The 23,583-nt window shown below is 65.3% G+C and carries 22 protein-coding genes; 15 read left to right on the plus strand and 7 right to left on the minus strand.

Features of this window, described 5'->3' with window-relative positions; genetic code table 11:
* Window positions 1-57: 57 nt before the first annotated feature.
* The gene (locus tag TQ98_RS26975) at window positions 58-2,205 is read left to right on the plus strand and encodes an adenosylcobalamin-dependent ribonucleoside-diphosphate reductase (protein WP_044873402.1); all 2,148 of its coding nucleotides are present in this window, start codon (window positions 58-60) and stop codon (window positions 2,203-2,205) included.
* 16 nt (window positions 2,206-2,221) lie between these two features.
* The gene (locus TQ98_RS26980; protein WP_044873403.1) at window positions 2,222-2,908 is read left to right on the plus strand and encodes an NrdJb; all 687 of its coding nucleotides are present in this window, start codon (window positions 2,222-2,224) and stop codon (window positions 2,906-2,908) included.
* Between the two features lie 130 nt (window positions 2,909-3,038).
* On the opposite strand, the gene TQ98_RS26985 is transcribed toward TQ98_RS26980, so the two are convergent.
* Both TQ98_RS26985 and TQ98_RS26990 read right to left on the minus strand, forming a co-directional pair.
* Window positions 3,039-3,989, minus strand: a complete 951-nt coding sequence (locus TQ98_RS26985) for a homoserine kinase (protein WP_044873404.1) — start codon at window positions 3,987-3,989, stop codon at window positions 3,039-3,041.
* Window positions 3,990-4,020: 31 nt separating this feature from the next.
* Window positions 4,021-4,302, minus strand: coding sequence for a DUF2782 domain-containing protein (locus TQ98_RS26990; protein WP_044873405.1), 282 nt, complete (start codon window positions 4,300-4,302; stop codon window positions 4,021-4,023).
* 74 nt (window positions 4,303-4,376) lie between these two features.
* Here TQ98_RS26990 and polA point away from each other — a divergent pair, with 74 nt between their 5' ends.
* Window positions 4,377-7,124 (plus strand): DNA polymerase I, encoded by a 2,748-nt coding sequence (gene polA, locus TQ98_RS26995; protein WP_044873406.1) that lies wholly within the window; start codon window positions 4,377-4,379, stop codon window positions 7,122-7,124.
* 278 nt (window positions 7,125-7,402) lie between these two features.
* Here polA and yihA read toward each other — a convergent pair whose 3' ends face one another.
* Complete coding sequence (yihA, locus tag TQ98_RS27000; protein ID WP_044873407.1) at window positions 7,403-8,050, minus strand: ribosome biogenesis GTP-binding protein YihA/YsxC; 648 nt, start codon at window positions 8,048-8,050, stop codon at window positions 7,403-7,405.
* Between the two features lie 181 nt (window positions 8,051-8,231).
* Here yihA and TQ98_RS27005 point away from each other — a divergent pair, with 181 nt between their 5' ends.
* The 5 genes from TQ98_RS27005 to TQ98_RS27025 all read left to right on the plus strand — a co-directional run bounded on the left by TQ98_RS27005 (window position 8,232) and on the right by TQ98_RS27025 (window position 12,771).
* Window positions 8,232-8,528: a c-type cytochrome gene (locus tag TQ98_RS27005; RefSeq protein WP_044873473.1), complete on the plus strand. Its 297-nt coding sequence runs from the start codon at window positions 8,232-8,234 to the stop codon at window positions 8,526-8,528.
* Between the two features lie 46 nt (window positions 8,529-8,574).
* Window positions 8,575-9,180, plus strand: coding sequence for a c-type cytochrome (locus TQ98_RS27010; RefSeq protein WP_044873408.1), 606 nt, complete (start codon window positions 8,575-8,577; stop codon window positions 9,178-9,180).
* Between the two features lie 144 nt (window positions 9,181-9,324).
* Window positions 9,325-9,957, plus strand: coding sequence for a thiol:disulfide interchange protein DsbA/DsbL (locus tag TQ98_RS27015; protein ID WP_044873409.1), 633 nt, complete (start codon window positions 9,325-9,327; stop codon window positions 9,955-9,957).
* Window positions 9,958-9,973: 16 nt separating this feature from the next.
* A complete protein-coding gene (locus TQ98_RS27020; RefSeq protein WP_044873410.1) occupies window positions 9,974-10,852 on the plus strand; it encodes an endonuclease/exonuclease/phosphatase family protein in 879 nt (292 codons plus the stop codon).
* Window positions 10,849-12,771, plus strand: coding sequence for a GGDEF domain-containing protein (locus TQ98_RS27025; protein WP_044873411.1), 1,923 nt, complete (start codon window positions 10,849-10,851; stop codon window positions 12,769-12,771). Before TQ98_RS27020 ends, TQ98_RS27025 begins: the two co-directional genes overlap by 4 nt.
* Window positions 12,772-12,777: 6 nt before the next feature.
* Here the strand turns inward: TQ98_RS27025 and TQ98_RS27030 are convergent, their stop codons facing one another.
* Window positions 12,778-14,196, minus strand: a complete 1,419-nt coding sequence (locus tag TQ98_RS27030) for a DASH family cryptochrome (protein ID WP_044873412.1) — start codon at window positions 14,194-14,196, stop codon at window positions 12,778-12,780.
* A gap of 255 nt (window positions 14,197-14,451) precedes the next feature.
* Here TQ98_RS27030 and TQ98_RS27035 point away from each other — a divergent pair, with 255 nt between their 5' ends.
* Both TQ98_RS27035 and TQ98_RS27040 read left to right on the plus strand, forming a co-directional pair.
* Window positions 14,452-15,045 carry a MarC family protein gene (locus TQ98_RS27035; RefSeq protein ID WP_044873413.1) on the plus strand — a complete coding sequence of 198 codons (594 nt, stop codon included), beginning with the start codon at window positions 14,452-14,454 and terminating at the stop codon, window positions 15,043-15,045.
* Window positions 15,042-15,821 (plus strand): N-acetylmuramoyl-L-alanine amidase, encoded by a 780-nt coding sequence (locus TQ98_RS27040; RefSeq protein ID WP_044873414.1) that lies wholly within the window; start codon window positions 15,042-15,044, stop codon window positions 15,819-15,821. Before TQ98_RS27035 ends, TQ98_RS27040 begins: the two co-directional genes overlap by 4 nt.
* Before the next feature lie 159 nt (window positions 15,822-15,980).
* Here TQ98_RS27040 and TQ98_RS27045 read toward each other — a convergent pair whose 3' ends face one another.
* A complete protein-coding gene (locus TQ98_RS27045; RefSeq protein WP_044873415.1) occupies window positions 15,981-17,756 on the minus strand; it encodes a KinB sensor domain-containing domain in 1,776 nt (591 codons plus the stop codon).
* Window positions 17,757-17,768: 12 nt separating this feature from the next.
* On the minus strand, window positions 17,769-19,115 hold the full coding sequence (gene algB / locus TQ98_RS27050) for a sigma-54-dependent response regulator transcription factor AlgB (RefSeq protein ID WP_044873416.1): 1,347 nt from the start codon (window positions 19,113-19,115) through the stop codon (window positions 17,769-17,771).
* A gap of 449 nt (window positions 19,116-19,564) precedes the next feature.
* Here algB and TQ98_RS27055 point away from each other — a divergent pair, with 449 nt between their 5' ends.
* The 4 genes from TQ98_RS27055 to TQ98_RS27840 all read left to right on the plus strand — a co-directional run bounded on the left by TQ98_RS27055 (window position 19,565) and on the right by TQ98_RS27840 (window position 21,156).
* Window positions 19,565-19,804 (plus strand): hypothetical protein, encoded by a 240-nt coding sequence (locus TQ98_RS27055; RefSeq protein WP_044873417.1) that lies wholly within the window; start codon window positions 19,565-19,567, stop codon window positions 19,802-19,804.
* Window positions 19,805-19,825: 21 nt separating this feature from the next.
* Window positions 19,826-19,993 (plus strand): hypothetical protein, encoded by a 168-nt coding sequence (locus TQ98_RS27835; protein ID WP_158249371.1) that lies wholly within the window; start codon window positions 19,826-19,828, stop codon window positions 19,991-19,993.
* Between the two features lie 13 nt (window positions 19,994-20,006).
* On the plus strand, window positions 20,007-20,168 hold the full coding sequence (locus TQ98_RS27060) for a DUF1328 domain-containing protein (protein WP_044873418.1): 162 nt from the start codon (window positions 20,007-20,009) through the stop codon (window positions 20,166-20,168).
* An 835-nt stretch (window positions 20,169-21,003) separates the two neighbouring features.
* On the plus strand, window positions 21,004-21,156 hold the full coding sequence (locus tag TQ98_RS27840) for a hypothetical protein (RefSeq protein WP_158249372.1): 153 nt from the start codon (window positions 21,004-21,006) through the stop codon (window positions 21,154-21,156).
* A 102-nt stretch (window positions 21,157-21,258) separates the two neighbouring features.
* Here the strand turns inward: TQ98_RS27840 and wrbA are convergent, their stop codons facing one another.
* A complete protein-coding gene (wrbA, locus tag TQ98_RS27070; RefSeq protein ID WP_044873420.1) occupies window positions 21,259-21,855 on the minus strand; it encodes an NAD(P)H:quinone oxidoreductase in 597 nt (198 codons plus the stop codon).
* A 305-nt stretch (window positions 21,856-22,160) separates the two neighbouring features.
* Between wrbA and gltP the strand changes: the two genes are divergently transcribed.
* Window positions 22,161-23,492 carry a glutamate/aspartate:proton symporter GltP gene (gene gltP / locus TQ98_RS27075; RefSeq protein WP_044873421.1) on the plus strand — a complete coding sequence of 444 codons (1,332 nt, stop codon included), beginning with the start codon at window positions 22,161-22,163 and terminating at the stop codon, window positions 23,490-23,492.
* The last annotated feature ends 91 nt before the right edge of the window (window positions 23,493-23,583 follow it).

Here is a 23,583-nt window from a genome sequence, read left to right on the forward strand (position 1 = left end):
GGCGGCCGGCATTCGTGGTCAGACTAGTCTGGACTCTTCATCGCAGGAGGGCAGCGGATGGCCAGGACAGGAACTCCCAAGCAGGTCCAGGGCAACCACGGCATCGCCTTGCAGGCGGCGTCCGAGGACATCTGGGACAGCAAGTACCGTCTCAAGCACAAGGACGGCACCCCGATCGACCTCACCCCGGACGCCACCTGGCAGCGCGTTGCCCGCGCCCTGTCCGAGGTGGAGGCCGACGCGCCGACCCGTGAGCACTGGTACGAACGCTTCCTCTGGGCGCTGCGCAATGGCGCCATCCCCGCTGGGCGGATCATCTCCAACGCCGGTGCCCAGGACATCAAACCGGCCACGTCCACCATCAACTGCACCGTCTCCGGCACCATCCGCGACTCCATGGACGACATCCTCGCCAAGGTCCATGAGGCGGGGCTTACCCTCAAGGCCGGCTGCGGCATCGGCTACGAATTCAGCACCCTGCGCCCGCGTGGCGCCTATGTCTCCGGGGCCGGCGCGCAGACCAGCGGGCCGCTGTCCTTCATGGATATCTACGACAAGATGTGCTTCACCGTGAGCTCCGCCGGCGGTCGCCGTGGCGCGCAGATGGGCACCTTCGACGTCTGCCACCCGGACGTGCGCGAGTTCATCCGGGCCAAGCGCGAGGACGGCCGCCTGCGCCAGTTCAACCTGAGCCTGCTGGTCAGCGATGCCTTCATGCATGCGGTGGAGAACGACACCGAGTGGCCGTTGCTCTACCCGGTGCACCCCAAGGAATGCGAGGAACTCGATTTCGGCGACGCGACCCAGGTGATCTGGCGCGACTGGCCGCTGCACGACGGCTACATTACTCGCGAGGACGGGCTGGTGGCCTGCAAGGTCTATGGCCGCGTCCAGGCCCGACACCTGTGGGACATGATCATGGCCTCCACCTACGACTTCGCCGAGCCGGGCTTCATCCTCATCGACCGGGTCAACGAACTGAACAACAACTGGTGGTGCGAGGCGATCCGCGCGACCAACCCCTGCGGCGAACAACCCCTCCCGCCCTATGGCTCCTGCCTGCTGGGTTCGATCAACCTCACCGCCTTCGTCGAAGAGCCTTTCGGCGAGGACGCCCATTTCGACTGGGAGCGTTTCCGCTCGGTGGTGCGGGTGTTCACCCGGATGCTGGACAACGTGGTGGAGATCAACGGCCTGCCCCTGGAGCCGCAGCGCGACGAGATTCTCGGCAAGCGCCGCCACGGCATGGGCTTCCTTGGCCTGGGATCGGCCCTGGCGATGCTGAGGCTGCGCTATGGCAGCACCGAGGCCTGCGTGTTCACCGAGGAGGTGGCGCGGGAGATGGCGCTGGCCGGTTGGCAGGTGGCGCTGGAACTGGCCCGTGAAAAAGGGCCCGCGCCCATCCTGACCCGTGATTACGAGGTGACCGCCGCCATGCTGCGCAAGCGTCCGGAGATGGTGGATGACGGCTTCAGGGTCGGTGACCGGGTGCCCGGCCGGATTCTCCACGCCCGTTACTCTCGCTACATGCAGCGCATCGCCGAACACGCGCCGGAACTGGTGGCCGAACTGGCCGAGGTGGGTGCGCGCTTCACCCACCACAGCTCCATCGCGCCCACGGGGACCATCAGCCTGAGCCTGGCCAACAACGCCTCCAACGGCATCGAGCCGAGCTACGCCCACCGGTACTCACGCAACCTCATCCGTCCCGGCCGCAAGACCAAGGAGAAGATCGAGGTGTGCAGCTACGAGCTGCTGGCCTATCGCGCCCTGGTCAACAACCGGGCGCGGCCCGACGCGGAGCACCCGGCCCAGCGCCTGCCGGACTATTTCGTCAGTGCCGACGACATCAGCCCGGCCGAGCACGTGGATATGCAGGCGGCGGCGCAGCGGTGGATCGACTCCTCCATTTCCAAGACCGCCAATGTGCCGACGAATTTCCCCTTCGAGGACTTCAAGGACATCTACCTGCGGGCCTGGCACCAGGGGCTCAAGGGCTGCACCACGTTCCGCTTCAACCCGGCGGCGTTCCAGGGCGTGCTGGTGAAGGATTCGGACCTGGAGAAGACCGTCTACCGGTTCGAACTGGAGGACGGCACCCTGGTGGAACTGCGTGGCAACGAGGAGGTGGAGTACGACGGCGAGGTGCACACCGCCGCCAACCTCTTCGAAGCCCTGAAGGAAGGCTACTACGGCAAGTACTGAACGCTCGGAGGCCGTCATGACCATCAAGATCGAGAAGAAGATCAAGGGCTTCAGCCTGGTGGACCTGGAGCAGGAAAAGGCTCTCAAGGCCGCCGAGGAAGCCGCTGCCGTGGTGCAGATGGACGAGACTCTGCAGCGACCGGAGACCTTGGTGGGGGCCACCTACAAGATCAAGTCGCCGCTGTTCGAGCACGCGCTCTACGTGACCATCAACGACATCGTGCTCAACGCCGGCACTGCCTTCGAGCAGCGGCGGCCCTTCGAGATCTTCATCAACTCCAAGGGCATGGAGCACTTCCAGTGGATCGTCGCGCTCACCCGCATCATGTCGGCGGTGTTCCGCAAGGGGGGCGACTGCACCTTCCTGGTGGAGGAACTGAAGGCGGTGTTCGACCCGCGCGGCGGTTACCTCAAGCGCGGCGGCATCTACATGCCGTCACTGGTGGCCGAGATCGGCGCCGTGCTGGAGCGTCACCTGGTGGCCATCGGCTTGATGGAAGGCCAGAAGCTGGACGAGGAGCACAAGCTCTACCTCGCCGAGAAACGCGCCGCCTACGAAGCCAGCCTGGGCACCTCCACCGCCGAACCCGGCGAAGGCTTTCCCCCTGGCGCGCAGCTCTGTGGCAAGTGCAACACCCAGGCGGTGGTGCAGATGGATGGCTGCGCGACCTGCCTCAACTGCGGCCATTCGAAGTGTGGGTGAGCCGGAAACGTTGTGGGGGCGAATTCATTCGCCAAGCAGGCCGAAGGTCTGCCCCTGGGGGTTCATGGGGCAGCTGCGCTGCCCTTGGCGAATGAATTCGCCCCTACAGGCTAGTGCCCCTGGCGAAGCCTCAAAGCGCAAACGGCAACGGCAGCTCGACCCGCTGCCGCTGCGCCAACCTCACCTGGAATACGTTGGGATCGTGAATCAGCACGTCCTGCCCGGCGAAGGCGTTGGCGGCGATCAGGCGGGACAGCCAGAAGCGCACGCAGGCGATGCGCAGGGCTGTGGGCCAGAGTTCGGCTTCGGCGGCCGTAAAAGGGCGCAAGGCGGCGTAGGCACCGAGCAGCGGGCGGGCGAGGTGGGCATCCAGGCGGCCTTCCTCGTCCGAGCACCAGTCGTTCAGGCAGATCGCGAGGTCGTAGAGCATCGGCCCGGAGCAGGCGTTGTAGAAGTCGATCACCCCGGACAGGTGGGGGCCGTCGAACAGCGCGTTGTCCTTGAACAGGTCGGCGTGCAGGTTGGCCCGTGGCAGGGCGAGGAAACGTTCCTTCACCGCGCCGATTTCCTTCAGCGCATCGCGCAGCAGCGGCAGGGCGACTTCGTCCAACTGCAGGGCCAGGGCCGGGCCTTCATTGAGCATCCAGTCCAGGCCGCGATCGCTCTTGCGCTCCAGTACCCGGTCGCGGGTGGCCAGGTGCAGGCGCGCCAGGAGGGTGCCGACTTCGGCGCAGTGGTGCGCATTGGGCTGGTGCACGTGCTTGCCCGCCAGGCGCGGTTGCAGCAGCGCCGGCTTGCCCGCCAGTTCGCGCAGGGCGTCGCCGCCCTCGGTGCGCAGGGCAAAAGGGACCGGCAGGTCCGCATCGTGGAGCACATCGAGCAGTTCGATGAAGAACGGCAGGTCGTGGCTGGGCCCGCGCTCCACCAGGGTCAGCACGTATTCACCCTGCTCCAGGCTGACGAAGAAATTGCTGTTCTCGGAGCCTTCGGCAATGCCCTGGAAATCCTTCAGCCGACCCAGCCCGTAGGGGGCGAGGAAGGCTTCCAGTTCCGGACGTTCGAGCGGGGTGAATACGGACATTGGACTACCTTGTTACGGGGTTGCGTGTGCGTTACCAGCTGAAGATTTCCCAGGCTGGGATGAGCATGTCGGGATAATCCGAGCGGACGAAGTTGTTGTCGCCGTCGGCGCGGACGAGGAAGTACGGCTTGCCACCCTTGGGGGTGACCTTGATGGCATAGAGGATGCCGTTGACGCGGTATTCCTGGATGGTCTTGTCGCCTTCCTGGCGGATGGTGACGTCCGGTTCCGCGGACGGCTCGTCAGCGGCGAACGTGGCGACTGGGGTGGCTGTCAGCAGGCAGGCCAGCAAAAGGCGGTTCAGTGCGCGCATGGTAACCTTGTCCCTTCTCGTCAATGATCGGTCCATTCTACTTCGGGTCCGGTGAATAAAGGTTGAATTCGCGCATGAGCCAAGCCCCCCTCGTCCTGGTGGACGGATCCTCCTACCTGTACCGCGCCTTCCATGCCCTGCCGCCGCTGACCACGTCCGCCGGCCTGCCCACGGGTGCGGTGAAAGGCGTGCTGAACATGCTCAAGAGCCTGCGCCGACAGTACCCGGACAGCCCTTTCGCGGTGGTCTTCGATGCCAAGGGTGGCACGTTCCGCGACGAGATGTTTGCCGAGTACAAGGCCAATCGCCCCTCGATGCCGGACGAACTCCGGGTACAGGTGGAGCCCCTGCACGCCAGCGTGCGCGCCCTCGGCCTGCCGTTGCTCTGTGTGGAAGGTGTAGAAGCGGACGACGTGATCGGCACCCTGGCCCGACAAAGCGCGGCAGGCGGCCGCCCGGTGGTGATCTCCACCGGTGACAAGGACATGGCGCAATTGGTCGACGGGCACATTACGCTGGTCAATACCATGACCGGTAGCACGCTGGACGTGGATGGCGTGAAGGAGAAATTCGGTGTCGGTCCTGAACTCATCATCGACTACCTGGCGCTGATGGGAGACAAGGTGGACAACATCCCCGGCGTGCCCGGCGTCGGCGAGAAGACCGCCCTCGGCCTGCTCACCGGTGTGGGCGGCGGCCTCGATGTGCTCTACGCCAGCCTGGACAAGGTGCCGGCGCTGCCCATCCGGGGCGCCAAGGGCCTGCCAGCCAAGCTGGAAGAGCACAAGGACATGGCCTACCTCTCCTACAAGCTCGCCACCATCAAGTGCGACGTCGAGCTGAACGTCGAGATCGATGCCCTGCACCCCGGCGAGCCGGACCGTGACGCCCTGGCCGAGCTGTACAAGACCCTGGAATTCAAGACCTGGCTGGACGACCTGCAGCGTCAGGCGAAGTCCGGCGGTGAGCAGCTGGCGCTGGAAGAGGCGCCGGCCGCCAAAGCGGAAGCGCGTTACGACGTCGTCCTCGAGCAGGCCCAGTTCGACGCCTGGCTGAAGAAGCTGGAAGCCGCTCCGCTGTTCGCCTTCGACACCGAGACCACCAGCATCGACGCCCAGCAGGCGCAGGTGGTGGGTGTGTCCTTCGCGGTGGAGGCCGGCGAGGCCGCCTATGTGCCCCTGGCCCACAGCTACATGGGCGTGCCGGCGCAGCTGGACCGCGATGCGGTGCTCAAGGCGCTCAAGCCGCTGCTGGAAGACCCGAACAAAGCCAAGGTCGGTCAGCACGCCAAGTACGACATGAACGTCCTGGCCAATGCTTCCACGCCGATCACGGTACAGGGCATCGCCTTCGACACCATGCTCGAATCCTACGTGCTGGACGCCACCGCCACCCGCCACGACATGGACAGCCTGGCCCTCAAGTACCTGGGCCACAGCACCATCCGTTTCGAGGACATCGCCGGCAAGGGCGCCAAGCAGCTGACCTTCGACCAGATCGCCATCGAGCAGGCCGGCCCCTACGCGGCCGAGGATGCCGACGTCACCCTGCGCCTGCACCAGACCCTGTGGCAGAAGCTGGAGGTCATCCCTTCCCTGGCCAAGGTGCTGAAGGAAATCGAGATGCCCCTGGTGCCGGTGCTGGCGCGCATCGAGCGCAACGGCGCCTATGTGGACGGCAAGCTGCTGGGCCAACAGAGCCTGGAACTGGGCGAGAAGATGGTGGAGCTGGAGCGCCAGGCCTATGACCTGGCGGGGCAGGAGTTCAACCTCGGTTCGCCCAAGCAGCTGGGCGCCATCCTTTATGAGAAGCTCGGTCTGCCGGTGCTGGCCAAGACCGCCACCGGCCAGCCGTCCACCGCCGAGAACGTACTGGCGGACCTTGCCGAGCAGGACTACGAGTTGCCCAAGGTGATCATGCAGTACCGCACCCTGAGCAAGCTCAAGAGCACCTACACCGACAAGCTGCCGGAGCAGATCAATCCGCGCACCGGGCGTATCCACACTTCCTATCACCAGGCGGTGGCGGCGACCGGGCGGCTGTCGTCCACCGACCCGAACCTGCAGAACATCCCGATCCGCACCGCCGAGGGCCGCCGCATCCGCCAGGCCTTCGTTGCGCCCAAGGGTTACAAGCTGCTGGCGGCGGACTACTCGCAGATCGAGCTGCGCATCATGGCCCACCTGGCCAAGGACGAAGGCCTGCTGGACGCCTTCCGCCATGATCGCGACGTACACCGCGCCACGGCCTCCGAGGTCTTCGGCGTGCCGCTGGACGAAGTCAGCGCCAACCAGCGCCGCAGCGCCAAGGCGATCAACTTCGGCCTGATCTACGGCATGAGCGCCTTCGGCCTGGCCAAGCAGATCGGCGTCGAACGCAAAGAGGCCCAGGCCTACATCGACCGCTATTTCGCCCGTTACCCCGGCGTGCTGGCGTACATGGAGAGCACCCGCGAGCAGGCCGCTCAGCAGGGCTTCGTCGAGACCCTGTTCGGTCGCCGCCTGTACCTGCCGGAGATCCACTCGAAGAACCAGGCCATGCGCAAGGGCGCCGAGCGCACCGCGATCAACGCGCCCATGCAGGGCACGGCGGCGGACATCATGAAGCGCGCCATGGTGGCGGTGGATAACTGGCTGCAGGAAAGCGGGCTGGACGCCCGGGTCATCCTCCAGGTGCACGACGAACTGGTGCTGGAGGTTCGTGAGGATCTGGCGGCCCAGGTGAGCGAGCAGATCCGTCCGCTCATGAGCGGCGCTGCCGAGCTGGACGTGCCGCTGGTGGTGGAAGTGGGCGTGGGCGACAACTGGGACGAAGCGCACTGAGTGCGCCACTCGGGCGGGCATCTGTTTCATGACTGAAACAGATGCTTAGTTCCTGATCGAATAAACAGGTTTTATTTGATAGCGAACTGTTTTGAGGGGCGGTCTGAACTTTCTGCAAAGCGGGGGAGTCACACACATGAATGGCTGGTGAAGCCTTTCGATGCTCCTATTGCTGTGTTTAGTGTTGGCAGATATCTGAACCCCGCCCTAGCGGTTCAGACTTCGACCCCGAACTTCCCCCTCCCCATACGAAGTCCGGGGTTTTTTTTGCCTGGAATTCAGGCGTCGGCTTCGCCCTCTTCTTCCGGCTCATCCAGTTGCAGCCAGTGCGCCAGCACGGCGTGGGCTTCTTCGATGCCCTGGCGCTTGGGCGCCGAGAACAGCTGGATGGATACCCCATCGCCCCAACCCTTGCGGATCTCCTGGCGAACCTTGAGCAGGGCGTTCTTCGCTGCACCGAAGGCCAGCTTATCGGCCTTGGTCAGGAGAATGTGCAAGGGCATGTGGCCGGCACTGGACCAGTCCAGCATCAGGCGGTCGAAATCGGTCAGCGGATGGCGGATGTCCATCAGCAGCACCAGGCCGGCCAGGCTTTCGCGGCTGCTGAGATAGGCCTCCAGGTGATGCTGCCAGTGTTGCTTGAGTGGGATCGGCACCTTCGCATAGCCATAACCCGGCAGGTCCACCAGGCGGCGTTCTTCGTCCAGGGAGAAGAAGTTCAGCAGTTGGGTGCGGCCCGGGGTCTTGGACGTCCGCGCCAGGCTTGCGTGGGTCAGGGTGTTCAGCGCGCTCGACTTGCCGGCGTTGGATCGCCCGGCGAAAGCCACCTCCAGGCCGGTATCAGGCGGGCACTGGTCGACCTTGGCGGCACTGATGAGAAAGCGGGCCTGTTGGCACAGACCGAGGATGGGGTTCTTCAATGACATGGGGAGTCCAGACGGGGGTGCGACGCGGTGTCGCATAGGGCGGTTTCGTTTCCGTTTATGCATTGCCAGTATATAATGCCGCAGATTTAGTGTGCGCTTTATCCCCCAGGGTTCTAAGTGTCCACGGCAAAGACCGACGCACGGAAGAATGCGCGGCAATGCCCTCCCGATGAGGTTGATCATGAAGAAATTGCTGCTCGTCGCTAGCCTTGCGGCGTTGTCCTTCTCCGCGCAAGCGGCGCAGGACCCGGAAGCGGTCTTCAACCGGGCCTGTGGTGCCTGTCATAGCGGTCAGCTGCCGATGGCGCCGAAAAAAGGCGACAAGGCTGCCTGGGAGCCGCGCCTGGCCAAGGGCATGGACACTCTGGTACAGAGCGTCACCAATGGTTTGAACGCCATGCCGCCGAAAGGCTTGTGCATGGATTGCAGTGCCGAGGACTACAAAGCCGTCATCCAGTGGATGAGCCAATCAAAGTAGCCCGGTGCATAACACCTTTACCCTTTAGCCGTAATTGGATTAGCTGATGAACAAAGTAATCGTGAGTCTGCTGTTGACCCTGGGCATCACCGGCATGGCCCACGCCGCTGGCGACGCCAAGGCTGGCCAGGCCAAAGCCGCTGTTTGCGGTGCCTGCCACGGTCCGGATGGCAACAGTGCCGCCCCGAACTTCCCGAAACTGGCTGGCCAGGGCGAGCGCTACCTGCTCAAGCAGATGAAGGACATCAAGGCCGGTAACCGTACCGTGCTGGAAATGACCGGCCTGCTGACCAACATCAGCGACGAAGACCTGGCTGACATCGCCGCCTACTTCTCCAGCCAGAAAGGCAGCGTCGGCGCCGCCGATCCGAAGCTGGTGGCTCGTGGTGAAGCGCTGTTCCGCGGCGGCAAGCTGGACCAGGGCATGCCTGCCTGCACCGGCTGCCACTCCCCCGACGGCTCCGGCAACCCGGCTGCCGGCTTCCCGCACCTGGGTGGCCAGCATGCCCAGTACGTCTCCAAGCAGCTGACCGATTTCCGCGAAGGCAACCGCACCAACGATGGCGACAGCATGATCATGCGTGGCATCGCTGCCAAGCTGAGCAACAAGGACATCGAAGCGGTATCCAGCTACATCCAGGGCCTGCACTAAGGTCCGTTGTCTGGAAGTTGAACAAGGGTGGCTCAGGCCACCCTTTTTCGTTCTCCGGGCCGCTACAATGGCCGGAACCCTCCGTATTGCCGCAGGTCGAATCCTGGCCCTCGCGGCCCTATTACCCCCCTCAAGGAGCGAAGCATGCGTAACCTGATCCTTTCCGCCGTTCTCGCCGGCGCTAGCCTGCTGGGCATGAGCGCTGTCCAGGCTGACGAAATCGAAGCCGGCAAGCAGTACGTCGAGCTGAGCAGCCCGGTTCCGGTGGCTGTCCCCGGCAAGATCGAGGTGGTGGAGCTGTTCTGGTACGGCTGCCCGCATTGCTACCAGTTCGAACCGACCCTGAATCCCTGGACCGAGAAGCTGCCGGAAGACGTCAACTTCGTGCGCATTCCCGCCATGTTCGGCGGCCTGTGGAACGTCCACGGCCAGCTGTTCATCACCCTCGAAAGCATGAAAGTCGAGCATCAGGTCCACAAAGCCGTGTTCGATGCCATCCACAAGGAACACAAGAAGCTCGCCACTCCGGAAGAAATGGCCGAGTTCCTCGCCACCCAGGGCGTGGACAAGGACGCCTTCCTCAAGGCCTACAACTCCTTTGCCGTGAAGAGCCAGATGGAGAAGGCCAAGAAGCTGGCCATGGCCTACCAGATCACCGGCGTGCCGACCCTGGTCGTCAACGGCAAGTACCGCTTCGACATCAGCTCCTCGGGTGGCCCGGAGCAGACCCTCAAGGTCGCCGAGCACCTGATCGACAAGGAGCGCGCCGCGAAGTAAGCGGCGCATTCGCCCGATGCTGCGACGCTGGGTGGGTGAACGGGCGGCGAGCTCGTGCGATGCACGGGTCAATCCCCAATGCGACAGGGGCAGGCTGCCCGCCGATGGCCGCCTGCGCCTGCTCAGCTTCAACATCCAGGTCGGCATCAGCACCGAGCGATACCACCACTACCTGACTCGTGGCTGGCAGCACCTGCTGCCCCACACGGGCCGCGCCGGAAACCTCCAGCGCATCGGCAGCCTGCTCGGCGACTACGACCTGGTCGCCCTGCAGGAGGTGGACGGCGGCAGCATCCGCTCCGGCTACGTCAACCAGGTCGAGCACCTCGCCCAGCTCGGTGCCTTCCCCTACTGGTACCAGCAGCTCAACCGCAACCTCGGGCGCATTGCCCAGCACAGCAACGGTCTCCTCAGCCGCCTGCAGCCCAGCCTGCTGGAAGACCACCCCCTGCCCGGCCCGCCCGGCCGTGGCGCGATCCTGATGCGCTTTGGCAAGGGCCGCGACGCCCTCGCCGTGGTGATGATGCACCTGTCCCTCGGCGCCCGAACCCGCGCCCGCCAGCTGGCCTACATCCGTGAGCGGGTGGGCAGCTACCGGCACCTGGTGCTGATGGGCGACATGAACACCCACGCCAACGACCTGCTGGAACACTCGCCCCTGCGCGACCTCGGCCTCCTGGCGCCCCAGGTCGAGGCCACCTTCCCCAGCTGGCGGCCGCAGCGCTGCCTCGACCACATCCTGCTCAGCCCCAGCCTGACCCTGGAACGCGTGGCCGTGCTCAGCCAGCCCATTTCCGACCACCTGCCGGTGGCGGTGGACATCCGCCTGCCCGAAGAACTCAGGGCGGACCTGCCCCTGGCCCTCAGCGAACCCAAACGCGGAATCCCTGCATGAGCGACGACGCCCAGCGTTGGAAAGGCAAGTACCTGGAAAGCCTGGAGCAACAGGAGAAGCTGGAGAAGCGCTGGGACGCGCGCCTCGACCTGCTGAAGCGCGGACTGGTGCGCAGCTCCCTCGCGGCCGAGGGCACCGACAAGGCGGTCGACCAGTGCATGCAGGAATTGCGGGAAATCATCCGCGGCGAACAGATGGACGCCGGCCTCTCGGCGCTCATCCCGCGACTGGAAAAGGCCGTGCTGGACTCCGAGCAGCGACGCCAGCAGCGGGCGGAGCAGAACGTCAGCGCACTGACCGGTATCGCGGGCCGCCTGCTCGACCTCGACTTGCCCCGGGACGTGCGCAAGGGCCTCAAGCGTTTCTCCAAGCAGATCGACGCGCGTGCGCGTCAGTCCCGCGAACTGCCAGCACTGCTGGCCGAACTGGGTGTACTCCAGAGTCAGGCCCTGCAGGCCCTGTACAGCGAAGACGCATCGGTGCCCCGCCCTGGCCTGCTGGAGCGCCTGTTCGGCAGTGGCCGCGATGAAACGGCAGCAGAAGCGCCCGCCGCAGCTCCAGTCGCCCAACAGCCCGAGGTGAAGCAGCCGGCTGTCGCTGAGATTGTCGAGCCCGCGCCCGTCGACGCACCCCCGGCTGCGGTGCCCGCTCCGACACCTGAACCCGCTGAAATACCGACCGCGGAGTCGCCTGCTCCGACCGTCATGCCGGCCGCTCCGGCGCGCAGCAATGTTCTCGACAGCCTGCCCCTGGCCGCGTCCCTGATCACCGGCGAAGGCGACCCCGACTACGCCCTGCCCGCCTTGCCCGAGCCCGGCTATAGCGCCATCGCGCCCCATGTGGCGGAGACCCTGCGGTCCCTGCTGGACGAACTGGACCTGCCGGAGCATCACCAACCCCAGGCGGACGCCCTGCGCCAGCGCCTGGAAGGCGGGCTCAACTGGTACGAACTGGTGCCGGTGCTGGATGACCTCGGCGTGCTGGTGCTGGCGGTTACCGACAGCGGCCACCGGGAGTTCGCCGGCTACCTCAAGCAACTCAACCAGCGCCTGACGCTGTTCCTCGAACACCTCAGCGAGGCCCAGGAGGGTTATGCAGACTCCCTGGGCAGCGTCCGCGCGCTGGACGACCAGTTGCGCGAGCAAGTCAGCGGCCTGCAGGCCAGCGTCCAGGAAGCCTCCGACCTCGATCAGCTGAAGCAGAGCCTGGAGCAGCGCCTCGATGGTCTGCTCGACACCATGAACCACTACCAGCAGCAGCGCTCCGTCCGCGAGCAGGAAGTGAGTGAGCGCCTGCAGTCCCTGATGACGCGAGTGGCGTCCATGGAGGAAGAGGCCAAGGAATTCCACACGAATCTCGAGGCCCAGCGCCAGAAAGCCCTGCACGACCCGCTCACCGGACTGCCCAACCGCGCGGCCTGGAACGAACGCCTGGATATCGAAATGGCGCGCCAGCAACGCTACGGTGGCGAGCTGCTGCTGGCGGTGATCGACATCGACCACTTCAAGCGGATCAACGACGGCTTCGGCCACCTGGCCGGCGACAAGGTGCTGAAGATCATCGCCGGCGAACTGAGCCGGCGCGTGCGCAAGACCGACTTCATCGCCCGTTTTGGTGGTGAGGAGTTCGTCCTGCTGTTGCCGGCGACCCCGGCGGAAGGTGGCCAGCAACTGCTGGAGAGCCTGCGCTCGGTCGTGGAAGCCTGCCCTTTCCACTTCAAGGGTGAACGGGTCTCCATCACCTTCTCCGCCGGGCTCACCCCCATGATCGCCGGAGAGTCCAGCGACACCGCCTTCCAGCGGGCCGACGAAGCCCTCTACCGAGCCAAGCACCAGGGGCGAAACCGGATCGAACTGGCTTCCCAGCCGTCGGCGGGCCGCAGTGAGCCCGATGCCCTGGGCGTGCCCCAGGTGGGTTGATCGGCTTCAGGCCGCGCTCGGCATGTAGGGCTTCCAGTTTTCCGGGATGGTTTCCAGCCGTGGGTAATCCAGGCCGGCGAACTGCAATTCGCTGAGTATGAAGGGCGTGTGCCGATGCTCCACCGGCAGTGCGCGCAGCTCCGGCAGCCAGAGGCTGACGTAGGTGGCGTCCGGGTCGTATTGCAGGGCCTGGCGCAACGCATTGAAGGCCCGCGCCCGGCGCGGATCGCTGGCCACCCCGGCAAGGTAGGCCCAATTGCCCCAGTTGCTTGCCGGGTCGTAGTCCAGCAAGTGCTCCTCGAACCAGGCCGCCCCATAGCGCCAATCCTGTTGCAGGTTACTCACCAGGTAGCTGGCCACCACCTGCCGGCCACGGCTGGACATCCAGCCGGTCGTCACCAGTTCGCGCATGTTGGCGTCCACCAGTGGCATGCCGGTGCGCCCGTTGCACCAGTGCAGGTAGCGTTCGTCGAGGTTACGCGGCGCCTGGGCCGTGGCCTTCAGGCCGTCCGCGCGGAACAGGGCGCCGCCGTAGCGCAGCATCGTCCAGCGGAAGAACTCACGCCAGAGCAGCTCCATCCACAGCTGCTGGGTGGAGTCGCTGCGGCCGTGCTGCGATTCCAGCCGGTGCAGTTCGGCGGCCACCCGGCGCGGCGACAGGCTGCCGTTGGCCAGCCAGGGCGACAGCTTGGAGGAGTACTCGCTGCCGATCAGGCCGTTGCGGGTGTCCTGATACTGGTGGACCCCCTGGGTCTCCCAGAGGTAGTCGCGCAGCCGCGCAAGGGCCGCAGGTTCCCCACCGGCGAAAGGGAAGGCCGTGGCCGGCACGCCGAGGGGCTCGCCCAGACCCAGACGGGACAGGGTCGGCAGCGGCTCCATCAGGCTCGCCGCACCACTGGGCAGGGGTGGCAAGGCGTGGGGCACCGGACGCGGCTGGAAGACGTGGACGCGCTCCTCCATCAAGTCTCGAAAGCGATTGAACACCGAAGGCAGCTCGTGCAGCGGCCGGGGCAGCTCCTCTTCCCGCAGCAGGCTGTTGCCCGGCAGTTCGGTCAGCGGTACTCCCAGGGCGTGGCGAACGCGGCGCAATTCGGTGCGCTCGTAGGGCGCCATCTCGTCCAGGGTCAGCACCTCGTCGATGCCCAGGTGCTCCACCAGCGTCGGGATCACCAGCTCGGCGTGGCCCTGCACCACCATCAGCCGCGAGCCATGCTGGCGCAGGCCTGCATCCAGGGCCGCCAGGCTTTCCAGCAGGAAGCGCGCGCGGTGCACTCCCAGGCGGCGGGGGCCAAGGGGCGAAGGGCGCAGCAGCGCGGGGTCAAAAACATACAGCGGCAACAGCCGATCAGCCTGCACAGCCGTTTGCAGCGCCGGGTGGTCGTCGAGTCTGAGGTCCTGCTTCAACCAGAGCAGCGCGCGGCGCATGGTGGCTTCCTCGGCTGGGTCTCCCTGCCTACAACATTAACCGTAGGCGAAAAACCCGACGTGGCCGTTCATCCAGGCCTCGGAGCCCCATGTCCGATTGCGATGCTGGCCCCAGGCTATAATCCCCGCCCCTTTTTCGGCCAGTGCGCCGGCGGGAAGATTTCGCAACAGCTTCGCCGCTTTCCGCACTGCCTGCGCGCGACGCCGGCGTGGCCGCCCATTACACTTCTGCCCATTGGTTGAGGGGAGTCCCCCATGGAAATCCTAGGCATTGCCGTCCTGATCTTTCTGGTCACCGACCCTTTCGGAAACATCGCCATCTTCATCGCCGCCCTCAAGGGTGTGGCGCCCCAGCGGCGCCTCAAGGTGGCCCTGCGGGAACTGCTGTTCGCCCTGGCCCTGCTGCTGCTGTTCCTCACCTTCGGCGACAAGATCCTCAGCGGCCTTGGCCTGTCCCGTGAGTCCATCGCCATTGCCGGCGGCATCATCCTGTTCATCATTGCCCTGCGGCTGATCTTCCCGCGCCCGGAAGGGGTGCTCGGCGACCTGCCCGGCGGCGAGCCGATGCTGGTGCCGCTCGCGACGCCTGCGGTGGCCGGACCTTCGGCCCTGGCGGTGCTGATGACCCTGCGCAACACCCACCAGGGCGAGCTCTGGGAACTCTATGTCGCGGTGGTGCTGGCCTGGGCCTGCACGGCCGTCATCCTGCTGCAGGCGGCCTTCCTGCAGCGCTTCCTCGGTGACCGTGGCCTGATGGCCGTGGAACGCCTGACCGGCATGCTGCTGATCATGCTCAGCGTCGACATGCTGCTCGACAACCTGCAAAGCGTCCTCCACCTGAATCCATGAAGACCCTGTTCCTCAGCCTCGCCCTGCTCCTTCTCGGCGGTTGCGCCGGCGGGCTGCGCATCGACGACAGCTACCGCTCGGTGAGCCAGAGCAGCCGCGTGCAGTACGTGGTGTTGCACTACACCTCCACCGATCTGGACAGCTCCTTGCGCCTGCTCACCCGCGACGGCGTCAGCAGCCATTACCTGATCGGCGAGCAGCCGGCGACGATCTACCGCCTGGTGGACGAGAACCGCCGCGCCTGGCACGCCGGGGTCAGCGAATGGCAGGGCCGCACCTGGTTGAACGCCAGCACCATCGGCATCGAGCTGGCCAACGAGGGTTACCAGGACACGCCCGACGGTCGCGTCTACCAGCCCTACAGCGAGGCGCAGATCGACGCGCTGATCCTGCTCCTCAAGGACATCGTCAAACGCCACAACCTGCCGCTCGGCAGCATCATCGGCCACAGCGACATCGCCCCCCAGCGCAAGGTCGACCCCGGCCCGCTGTTCCCCTGGAAGCGCCTCGCCGACGCCGGCCTCGTCCCCTGGCCGGATGCCGCTGCCGTGGCCCGCGAACAGGCGCGTTTCGCCCAGGCCCTGCCCACGGTCGGCTGGTTCCAGCAGCAGCTGGCGCGCCAGGGCTACAGCACCCCCCAGACCGGTGAGCTGGACAAGGAAACCCGCAATGTCATCGCCGCCTTCCAGATGAAGTACCGCCAGCGTCTCTACGACGGCGAACCGGACGCGGAAACCGCCGCGCTGCTGCTGGTGCTGAATGGCATGCGGCACTAACGGGCGCGATACCTATCCCTTTTGCAGGGACTTCTTTTCTGTAGGGGCGAATTCATTCGCCAAGGGCAGCGCAGCTGCCCCCTGATGCCTGCAGGGCAGACCTTCGGCCTGCTTGGCGAATGAATTCGCCCCTACAAGCAACCGCGCATTCGGCCAACTTCACACCGGCAACGTCACATAGAACTGCGCACCCTGCCCCGGCCTTGAATAGAGGCCGACGCGCCCGCCGTGCAGCTGCACGATCTCTTTGCACAGGGCCAGCCCCAGGCCGGCGCCACCCTTCTGGTGGCCGATCTGTACGAAGGGCTCGAAGATGCGCGCCTGCTGGCTGTAGGGAATGCCCTCGCCTTCGTCGGTGACGCTCACCAGCACCCGCTCGCCGTGACGCCGGAGCTGCAGGCGGATATGGCCGCCGTCGGGGCTGTGGCGGATGGCATTGCCCACAAGGTTGTCCAGCACCCGTTCGATCTGCAGGCGATCCACGTTAACCCGCGGCACGGGCGGGTGCAGTTCCAGCTCGATCTCGATGCCCCGCTCGCTGGCATGGGGAGCAAACCGCTGACGCAGCTGGGCCAGCAGCTCCTCCACATCGCAGGGTTCGCGCTCCAGGGCCTTGACCCCGCTCTGGTAGCGGGAGAAGTCCAGCAGGTCGTTGATCAGCCGCACCAGCCGCTGCATCTCCTCGTCCACGGTCTTCAGCAGGTCGGCCTCGCGCTCCTCGGGCTCGAAGTGAAGGCGCTCGTTGAGCAGGCCGAAGGCCATCTGCATGCCGGCCACCGGCGTGCGCAGCTCGTGGGAGGCGCGCAACACGAACTCATTGCGCACCCGCTCGAAGGCCCGCGCCTCGGTCACGTCCCGCAGCACCATCACGCCACCCACCAGGCGCCCTTCACCGAGCATGACCGGCACCAGCCGCCAACTCAGCAGGCGTTGTTCCCCTGCAACCTCGACCCCCAGGTCGTCGGGATCGTCTTCCAGAGTCTCACCCCGCAGCACCCGCTGGGCTATGGCCTCCAGCTCCGGCAGACCCAGGGCCCGGGACAGCGGCTGGCCACCGGGCACTTCGTCCCAGGAGAGCTGCCGTTGGGCCACCGGATTGGCGTGTTGCACGCGGCCCTGGCGATCGAGGATCAGCAGGCCATCGTCAATGCTGTCGAGCACGGCCCTCAGCCGTTGCTGCTCGGCTAGCAGCTTCTCGATATCGGTTTCCTTGAACAGGCGCAGGGCCTCGGCCATCAGGCCGAAGCGACGGATCAGCACGGCGATCTCGTTGACCGGCGATAACGGCAGGGTGACCTGGAAATCCCCCTGGCTGATCTGGTCGGCAGCCTTGGCCAGGGCGTCGATGGGGCCGCCGAAGCGCCGGGCAATGCCGCCAGCGGTGACGAAGCCGATCGTCAGCACCGCCACGCTCAGCAAGCCCAGCAGGCCGGCGATCAGCAGGGCGCGGTTGCGTGCGGCGTTTTCCGCTTCCCCCACGACCGCGAGGGAATGGCGCTGCAGGTCCATCATGCTGACGTGCAGGCCGTCCAGGGCGTGGCTGAAGTCATCATCCTCCAGCAGGCTCATGCGCAGGTTGGCGGGCTGGCGCACCACGTCGAGGAAGGTCTGGTAGGCCGCGGCGATCCTGCGGAAGTGCTCGCGGGTCTCGTTATCGCCCGCCAAGTCCTTGCCCTCCTCCAGAGCGGCGAGGAATTGCTTCTGCGACTGCTCCAGTGCCGCCATGTCCAGGTGCTGCGCCGTCAGGTTGACCATCTGGTCCCCCAGATGCTGACGCATGCGCAGGCTGATCTCGATGGTGGCGAAGGACTGCTTGATCAGATTTTCCTGGGCCCCGCCCGTCTGCACCATGCTGACCAGCCCCAGCACCAGGCCCACGATGGCCACGGTGATCAGAGCGGAGATGCTCAGGAACAACTGTGTGCGCAGGCGCATGGCGGGGCCGGGTCAGAGGCCGTAGAGCTTGCGCTTGCGGTACAGGGTGGACGCGTCGATGCCGAGGGTACGGGCGGCCTGGTCCAGGGTGTCGCTGCTGGCCAGCACCCCGGCGATATGCGCCCGTTCCAGTTCTTCCAGACTCAGCGGGCCGCCTACCCGGGGGGTGTTGGCGGCCGGCGTGTCGCCCAGCCCCAGGTGGCTGACATCCACCCATTCCTGGTTGCAGATGATGCTGGCGCGCTCCACCACATTGCGCAGTTCGCGCACATTGCCGGGCCAGCGGTAGCCGGTCAGCGCCGCCATCGCCTCCTCGCTGAACCCTCTCGCCGGGCGTCCATAGTCATGAACGAAGCGGGCGAGGAAGCGTTCGGCGAGGTCGAGGATGTCCTCCTGGCGCTCGCGCAGCGGCGGCAGGCTCAGGGCGATCACGTTGATGCGGTAGAGCAGGTCCTCGCGGAAGCGGCCGGCGCGGACCATTTCATCCAGATCGAGGTTGGTGGCGGCGAGGAGGCGAACGTCTGCGCGACGCGTCACCGGGTCTCCCACCCGCTCGTATTCCTTGTCCTGGATGAAGCGCAGCAGCTTGGGCTGCAGGCTCAGGGGGAAGTCGCCGATCTCGTCGAGGAACAGGGTGCCGCCGTCAGCCTGGCTGACCCGGCCGAGGGTGCTTTCGCTGGCGCCGGTGAACGCGCCACGGTTGTGCCCGAAGAGCTCGCTTTCCATCAGGTCAGCCGAAAGCGACGGGCAGGCGATGGTGACAAAGGACTTCTTCGCCCGTTTGCTCCAGCCGTGGATGGCGCGGGCCAGTTCACCCTTGCCGGTGCCGGACTCGCCGAGGATGAGGATGTTGGCGTCGGTGGCGGCTACCTGCCGGGCGGTCTCCAGCACCGCCATCATGGCCGGGCTCTGGGAATCCAGGCCGTCGCCGCCGCGGCGCATTTCGCCCTCCAGGGCTTCCAGGCGAGCGGTGAGCTGCCGTACTTCCAGTTGCTTGACCGCCGCCATGCGCAGCTGGTCCGGGCTGCAGGGCTTGACCAGGTAGTCGGCGGCGCCGGCCTGCATGGCGTCCACCGCAGTGTCCACGGCCGAGTGTGCCGTGACGATGACCACGCGCATCCAGGGTGCCTGGATACGCATCTGTGCCAGTACGTCGAGGCCGTTGTCTTCGCCCAGGCGCAGGTCGAGGAAGCAGAGGTCGAACACCTGGCGTTGCAGGAGTGCGTCGGCCTGGGCCGCACTGGCGGCGGTGGAAACGCTGTAGCCCTCGTCTTCCAGGCAATAACGGAACGTGCGCAGGATGGCGGCTTCGTCATCCACCAGCAGGATTCGTCCCTGGTTCTCGGTTACCCGTTCCATGCTCTCGCTCCATTTCCGAGTCATAGAAGGTTAGTCCAAGAAATTTCGTGCAAGTTGCACGTGTTTTTCCTACGTCTCATGCAGCCTGCATGTGTAGAAGCCTTCTCCCGTGCATCTAACCGACTGATAAGAAGGGCTTTTCTCGGATGGCGGGGTTGGCACAGGCCTTGCGACGCTTCTGACACCTGTCGGCCAAGGGCATTTCTACCTCTTGTGGCCCCGTCGTGCCCCCAGGACACTCCGCCCGGAACAGGGACGTACCGGGCTTTTTCTTGGCGTGCAATTTGCCCGAGCAAAGCATCCCGAACCGTGCAAAGTACCGCTTTCCCGCCGTGGACGGCTGAGACAAGCCGTTGATTCATTGGGGGTTCTGGAAAGAGGCTGCGTGGCATCGGATGTGCAGCCATAGCTCCAGAACTGGCACGTCCGCCCAGGCGGAGGGTTCGAGGATGAAAGGTTTCCAGACACGCTCGTCCAGATGGCTCAAGGTCTTGCTGATCGGCCTGGTGGTGTTGCTTGGGCTATTCGCCGAACAGAAGCTGCGCGAACACCTGAAGTCCGCGCCCTTGCAGCTTCCCGCTTCGGACCAGACGGGCTTTATTGCCCCGTCACACGCTGGCGGTCCGTTGCAGGAAGTGAGTCAGACCGGCCAGGGCGAATTCCGCATCCAGCCGCGCTGGGTGTTCTGAGGGAAGTCAGAGGAGACGGCCATGGGGAGCTCAGCCATCGTCCTGACCGCCACGCTGCGCGTCCTCGCCTTGCTGCGCGGCGCGTTTGAAAGGTTCTCAATTCCCGCCGGTGTGATTCTGCCTGCCGTGCCGGCGGCCAAGACGCAGACCGACCCGTGTGCCGGTGCGCGGAAGAAACCAATGCAGTAGAAGGAGAACGGCCATGCTGAGTTGGGCACTTGCATTCCTGGCTATCGCCATTGTTGCCGCCGTGCTTGGGTTTGGCGGCATAGCCGGGACCGCCACGGGCATCGCGAAGGTCCTCTTCGTCATCTTCCTGGTGCTGTGCGTGTTGTCATTCATCATGGGGCGCCGAAACGGCTGATCAGGCCGGGCGCCGCCTGAAAGGACAATTGATTTCCGAACCCTGAGGGGCATCGAGGACTCGAAGGATCGGAGCCCGGGAACGGGCCGATGGACCAGGGGGCCGGGTTGCACTGCGTCGTCAGGAGCGGCGCGACCTGGGGGCAAAAGGGTTGCCTCCGCGCAAGCGGGCCGGGTCAGGTAGCTGCTGCCGGGAGCTGGATGCATGCCAGCCCCGGCGGCAGCGGATAACGACGCCATTCTGCTGGCCCTCCCCGCCACGTCTTCCCCCTGAAACCTCACCCGGGCCTGTTCCTTGTCGCTCGGCGCGCGCGCCGTCGGCCGCCAACAGGGTTCTTCCTGGTGTTCAGCGATCTGGCCCATGCTCCGGCTCCCTGTCCGAGTCGTGGAAAGTGGGTCCAGGAAACGTCGTGCAAGTCGCACGCACGTTTCCGGCGTGCCTTGCAGCCTGCACGTGCAGGCAATCCCGATTCAGTAGTTAACGTCCTGATCTGGCGGCGATTTTCTCCCTGGCAGGGGCTGGCACAGGTGTTGCCGCATCCGTGGTTACCTGAATGCCGAAAGGGCCCATGGACGTCCCGGGCCCTTGCGCGTTCAGGTGCGCTCCGCCCGGAACAAGGGGGTTCCGGTTCCTTTGACGATGTGCAATCTGCCTGAGGGAAAGACGCCGAATCGAGCCAGATTCCGTGGGGTTGGATTGGTAAGCGTAATGACCAATTGAACCAACGGAGCCTGGTTGTTCGGCGTTTTGAATGACATGGGCAGTGCTGTCGAAGGCCCAACGCCGGCCCGTCCGGCAATTCCAACCCGACTCCAACCCGAGGGAGGACAAGAGAATGACTGCTTTCCTGACGTACTCGCCCGAAATACCCAAGACCCTGAAAGCGGGCCCACACCAGCTGATAGGACTGCTGGGGCTGCTGGGGCTGCTGGGGCTGCTGGGGCTACTCTCCGAATGGCTACCGCAGGAGGCGGACCTGCCTGCCTGATTAGAGCGATACCGGCCGCATGACGCGCCGGGTGTCATGAACCCGTAAGCACACCAGGGCATCGCGGCGGTGCGGAGTACTGCCGCTGCCCTGGCTCCGGCTTCACGCCATCCTGCTGACCATCTTCGCCACGTGTGCACCCTGGAACCTCGCCAGGGCCAGTTCCTTGTCGCTCGGCGTGCGTGAGCCGTCGGCCCCCGCCACTGTCGCTGCGCCATAGGGCGAGCCACCGCGCAGTTCACTGATATCCGTGAGCTCCGGTGCCGAATAAGGCAGGCCGGCAATGAGCATTCCGTGGTGCGCCAGGGTGTGCCAGACGGAGGTGATGGTGGTTTCCGAGCCGCCACCCGTGCCGGTGGAGGTGAAGACGCTGCCGATCTTGCCGATCAGCGCCCCCTTCACCCAGAGCCCGCCGGTCTGGTCGAGGAAGTTGCGCATCTGCGCGGTCATGTTGCCGAAGCGGGTCGGCGTGCCGAACAGGATGGCATCGTAGTCCGCCAGCTCCTGCGGGCTCGCCACCGGCGCGGCCTGGTCCAGCTTGGCGCCGGCATTGCGGGCGATGTCCTCGGGCATGGTTTCCGGCACCCGCTTCAGCGTCACTTCCACCCCCGGCACGCTGCGCGCCCCTTCGGCGACCGATTCCGCCATGCGTTCGATATGACCGTACATCGAGTAATACAGCACCAGGACCTTCTTCATGGCTGTTCTCCTTTCTTGCACAGACGGGTGCCCAACCGGGCTGGAACCAGACAGCCTAGATGGCCCTCACGCACTTTGCTGCCGCCGTTTCCGGGAAATTGCCCATGCCGGAATCGCTAGGCGGCGGTCTCTTGAACCATCGTCCCATGTGATTTTCGTCATGCCGATTCGGCATGGGGTAGACGGTTACGGCATTAGACGATCATTAGCACCCTATGAATCATGGCGCCCCTTTTGCGGCTCGCCCGGCCACCCCGGACGCTGCTGCACTCCCGACTTCCACAAGAATTCAGAGGGTGACGACTATGACCAAGGCCAGACTGAGCCTCGCATGGCAGATTCTCATCGGGCTGGTGCTGGGTATCGCCATTGGTGCCCTGCTCAACCACTTCAGCGCCGAGAAGGCCTGGTGGATCGCCAACGTCCTGCAACCGGCCGGTGAGATTTTCATCCGCCTGATCAAGATGATCGTCATCCCGATCGTCATCGCTTCGCTGGTCGTCGGCATCGCCGGCGTGGGCGACGCCAAGAAGCTTGGCCGCATCGGCCTGAAGACCATCATCTACTTCGAGATCATCACCACCGTGGCGATCGTGGTCGGCCTGCTGCTGGCGAACTTCTTCCAGCCCGGCACCGGCATCGACATGAGCACGCTGGGTACCGTGGACATCTCCAAGTACCAGCAGACCGCCCAGGAAGTGCAGCACGACCACGCGCTGGTCTCGACCCTGCTGAACCTGATCCCCTCCAACATCTTCGCCGCCGTCGCCCGTGGCGAGATGCTGCCGATCATCTTCTTCTCGGTGATGTTCGGCCTCGGCCTGTCGAGCCTCCCGAGCGAGACCCGTGAGCCGCTGGTGAAGGTCTTCCAGGGCGTGTCCGAGACCATGTTCAAGGTCACCCACATGATCATGGCCTACGCCCCCATCGGCGTGTTCGCGCTGATCGCCGTGACCGTGGCCAACTTCGGCTTCGCCTCCCTGCTGCCGCTGGCCAAGCTGGTGGTGCTGGTCTACTTCGCCATCGCCTTCTTCGCCTTCATGGTGCTGGGCCTGGTGGCGCGCCTGTTCGGCTTCTCCGTCACCAAGCTGATGCGCATCTTCAAGGACGAGCTGATCCTCGCCTACTCCACCGCGAGCTCCGAGACCGTGCTGCCGCGCATCATCGAAAAGATGGAAGCCTATGGCGCGCCCAAGTCCATCAGCAGTTTCGTGGTACCCACCGGTTACTCCTTCAACCTCGATGGCTCGACCCTGTACCAGAGCATCGCCGCCATCTTCATTGCCCAGCTCTACGGCATCGACCTCAGCATCAGCCAGCAGCTGCTGCTGGTGCTGACCCTGATGGTCACCTCCAAGGGCATCGCCGGCGTGCCGGGCGTGTCCTTCGTGGTGCTGCTGGCCACCCTGGGCAGCGTCGGCATCCCGCTGGAAGGCCTGGCCTTCATCGCCGGCGTCGACCGCATCATGGACATGGCCCGTACCGCCCTGAATGTCATCGGCAACGCCTTGGCGGTGCTGGTGATCGCCAAGTGGGAAGGCATGTACGACGCCGAGAAGGGCCAGCAGTACCTGGCCTCCCTGCACAGCCTGGGCGGCGGCGAAGCGCAGCCCAACGGTCGCGCGGTGATCGACTGATCCCGAGTTGTGATTGAAGAAAAAGCCCCGACCTGGTCGGGGCTTTTTTGTTGGGGCTGGCAGGTGCTCCGAGGCCCGGCGTGGCTCCCCA

Origin of the sequence: Pseudomonas sp. LFM046 (genome assembly GCF_000949385.2) — a bacterium.
Lineage (GTDB): Bacteria > Pseudomonadota > Gammaproteobacteria > Pseudomonadales > Pseudomonadaceae > Metapseudomonas.

What these genes read in the sequence shown, in the direction of transcription:
- TQ98_RS26975 (WP_044873402.1), top strand. Translation starts at nt 58, where the DNA reads ATGGCCAGGACAGGAACTCCCAAGCAGGTCCAGGGCAACCACGGCATC.
- TQ98_RS26980 (WP_044873403.1), top strand. Translation starts at nt 2,222, where the DNA reads ATGACCATCAAGATCGAGAAGAAGATCAAGGGCTTCAGCCTGGTGGAC.
- TQ98_RS26985 (WP_044873404.1), bottom strand. Translation starts at nt 3,989, where the DNA reads ATGTCCGTATTCACCCCGCTCGAACGTCCGGAACTGGAAGCCTTCCTC.
- TQ98_RS26990 (WP_044873405.1), bottom strand. Translation starts at nt 4,302, where the DNA reads ATGCGCGCACTGAACCGCCTTTTGCTGGCCTGCCTGCTGACAGCCACC.
- polA (WP_044873406.1), top strand. Translation starts at nt 4,377, where the DNA reads ATGAGCCAAGCCCCCCTCGTCCTGGTGGACGGATCCTCCTACCTGTAC.
- yihA (WP_044873407.1), bottom strand. Translation starts at nt 8,050, where the DNA reads ATGTCATTGAAGAACCCCATCCTCGGTCTGTGCCAACAGGCCCGCTTT.
- TQ98_RS27005 (WP_044873473.1), top strand. Translation starts at nt 8,232, where the DNA reads ATGAAGAAATTGCTGCTCGTCGCTAGCCTTGCGGCGTTGTCCTTCTCC.
- TQ98_RS27010 (WP_044873408.1), top strand. Translation starts at nt 8,575, where the DNA reads ATGAACAAAGTAATCGTGAGTCTGCTGTTGACCCTGGGCATCACCGGC.
- TQ98_RS27015 (WP_044873409.1), top strand. Translation starts at nt 9,325, where the DNA reads ATGCGTAACCTGATCCTTTCCGCCGTTCTCGCCGGCGCTAGCCTGCTG.
- TQ98_RS27020 (WP_044873410.1), top strand. Translation starts at nt 9,974, where the DNA reads ATGCTGCGACGCTGGGTGGGTGAACGGGCGGCGAGCTCGTGCGATGCA.
- TQ98_RS27025 (WP_044873411.1), top strand. Translation starts at nt 10,849, where the DNA reads ATGAGCGACGACGCCCAGCGTTGGAAAGGCAAGTACCTGGAAAGCCTG.
- TQ98_RS27030 (WP_044873412.1), bottom strand. Translation starts at nt 14,196, where the DNA reads ATGCGCCGCGCGCTGCTCTGGTTGAAGCAGGACCTCAGACTCGACGAC.
- TQ98_RS27035 (WP_044873413.1), top strand. Translation starts at nt 14,452, where the DNA reads ATGGAAATCCTAGGCATTGCCGTCCTGATCTTTCTGGTCACCGACCCT.
- TQ98_RS27040 (WP_044873414.1), top strand. Translation starts at nt 15,042, where the DNA reads ATGAAGACCCTGTTCCTCAGCCTCGCCCTGCTCCTTCTCGGCGGTTGC.
- TQ98_RS27045 (WP_044873415.1), bottom strand. Translation starts at nt 17,756, where the DNA reads ATGCGCCTGCGCACACAGTTGTTCCTGAGCATCTCCGCTCTGATCACC.
- algB (WP_044873416.1), bottom strand. Translation starts at nt 19,115, where the DNA reads ATGGAACGGGTAACCGAGAACCAGGGACGAATCCTGCTGGTGGATGAC.
- TQ98_RS27055 (WP_044873417.1), top strand. Translation starts at nt 19,565, where the DNA reads ATGAAAGGTTTCCAGACACGCTCGTCCAGATGGCTCAAGGTCTTGCTG.
- TQ98_RS27835 (WP_158249371.1), top strand. Translation starts at nt 19,826, where the DNA reads ATGGGGAGCTCAGCCATCGTCCTGACCGCCACGCTGCGCGTCCTCGCC.
- TQ98_RS27060 (WP_044873418.1), top strand. Translation starts at nt 20,007, where the DNA reads ATGCTGAGTTGGGCACTTGCATTCCTGGCTATCGCCATTGTTGCCGCC.
- TQ98_RS27840 (WP_158249372.1), top strand. Translation starts at nt 21,004, where the DNA reads ATGACTGCTTTCCTGACGTACTCGCCCGAAATACCCAAGACCCTGAAA.
- wrbA (WP_044873420.1), bottom strand. Translation starts at nt 21,855, where the DNA reads ATGAAGAAGGTCCTGGTGCTGTATTACTCGATGTACGGTCATATCGAA.
- gltP (WP_044873421.1), top strand. Translation starts at nt 22,161, where the DNA reads ATGACCAAGGCCAGACTGAGCCTCGCATGGCAGATTCTCATCGGGCTG.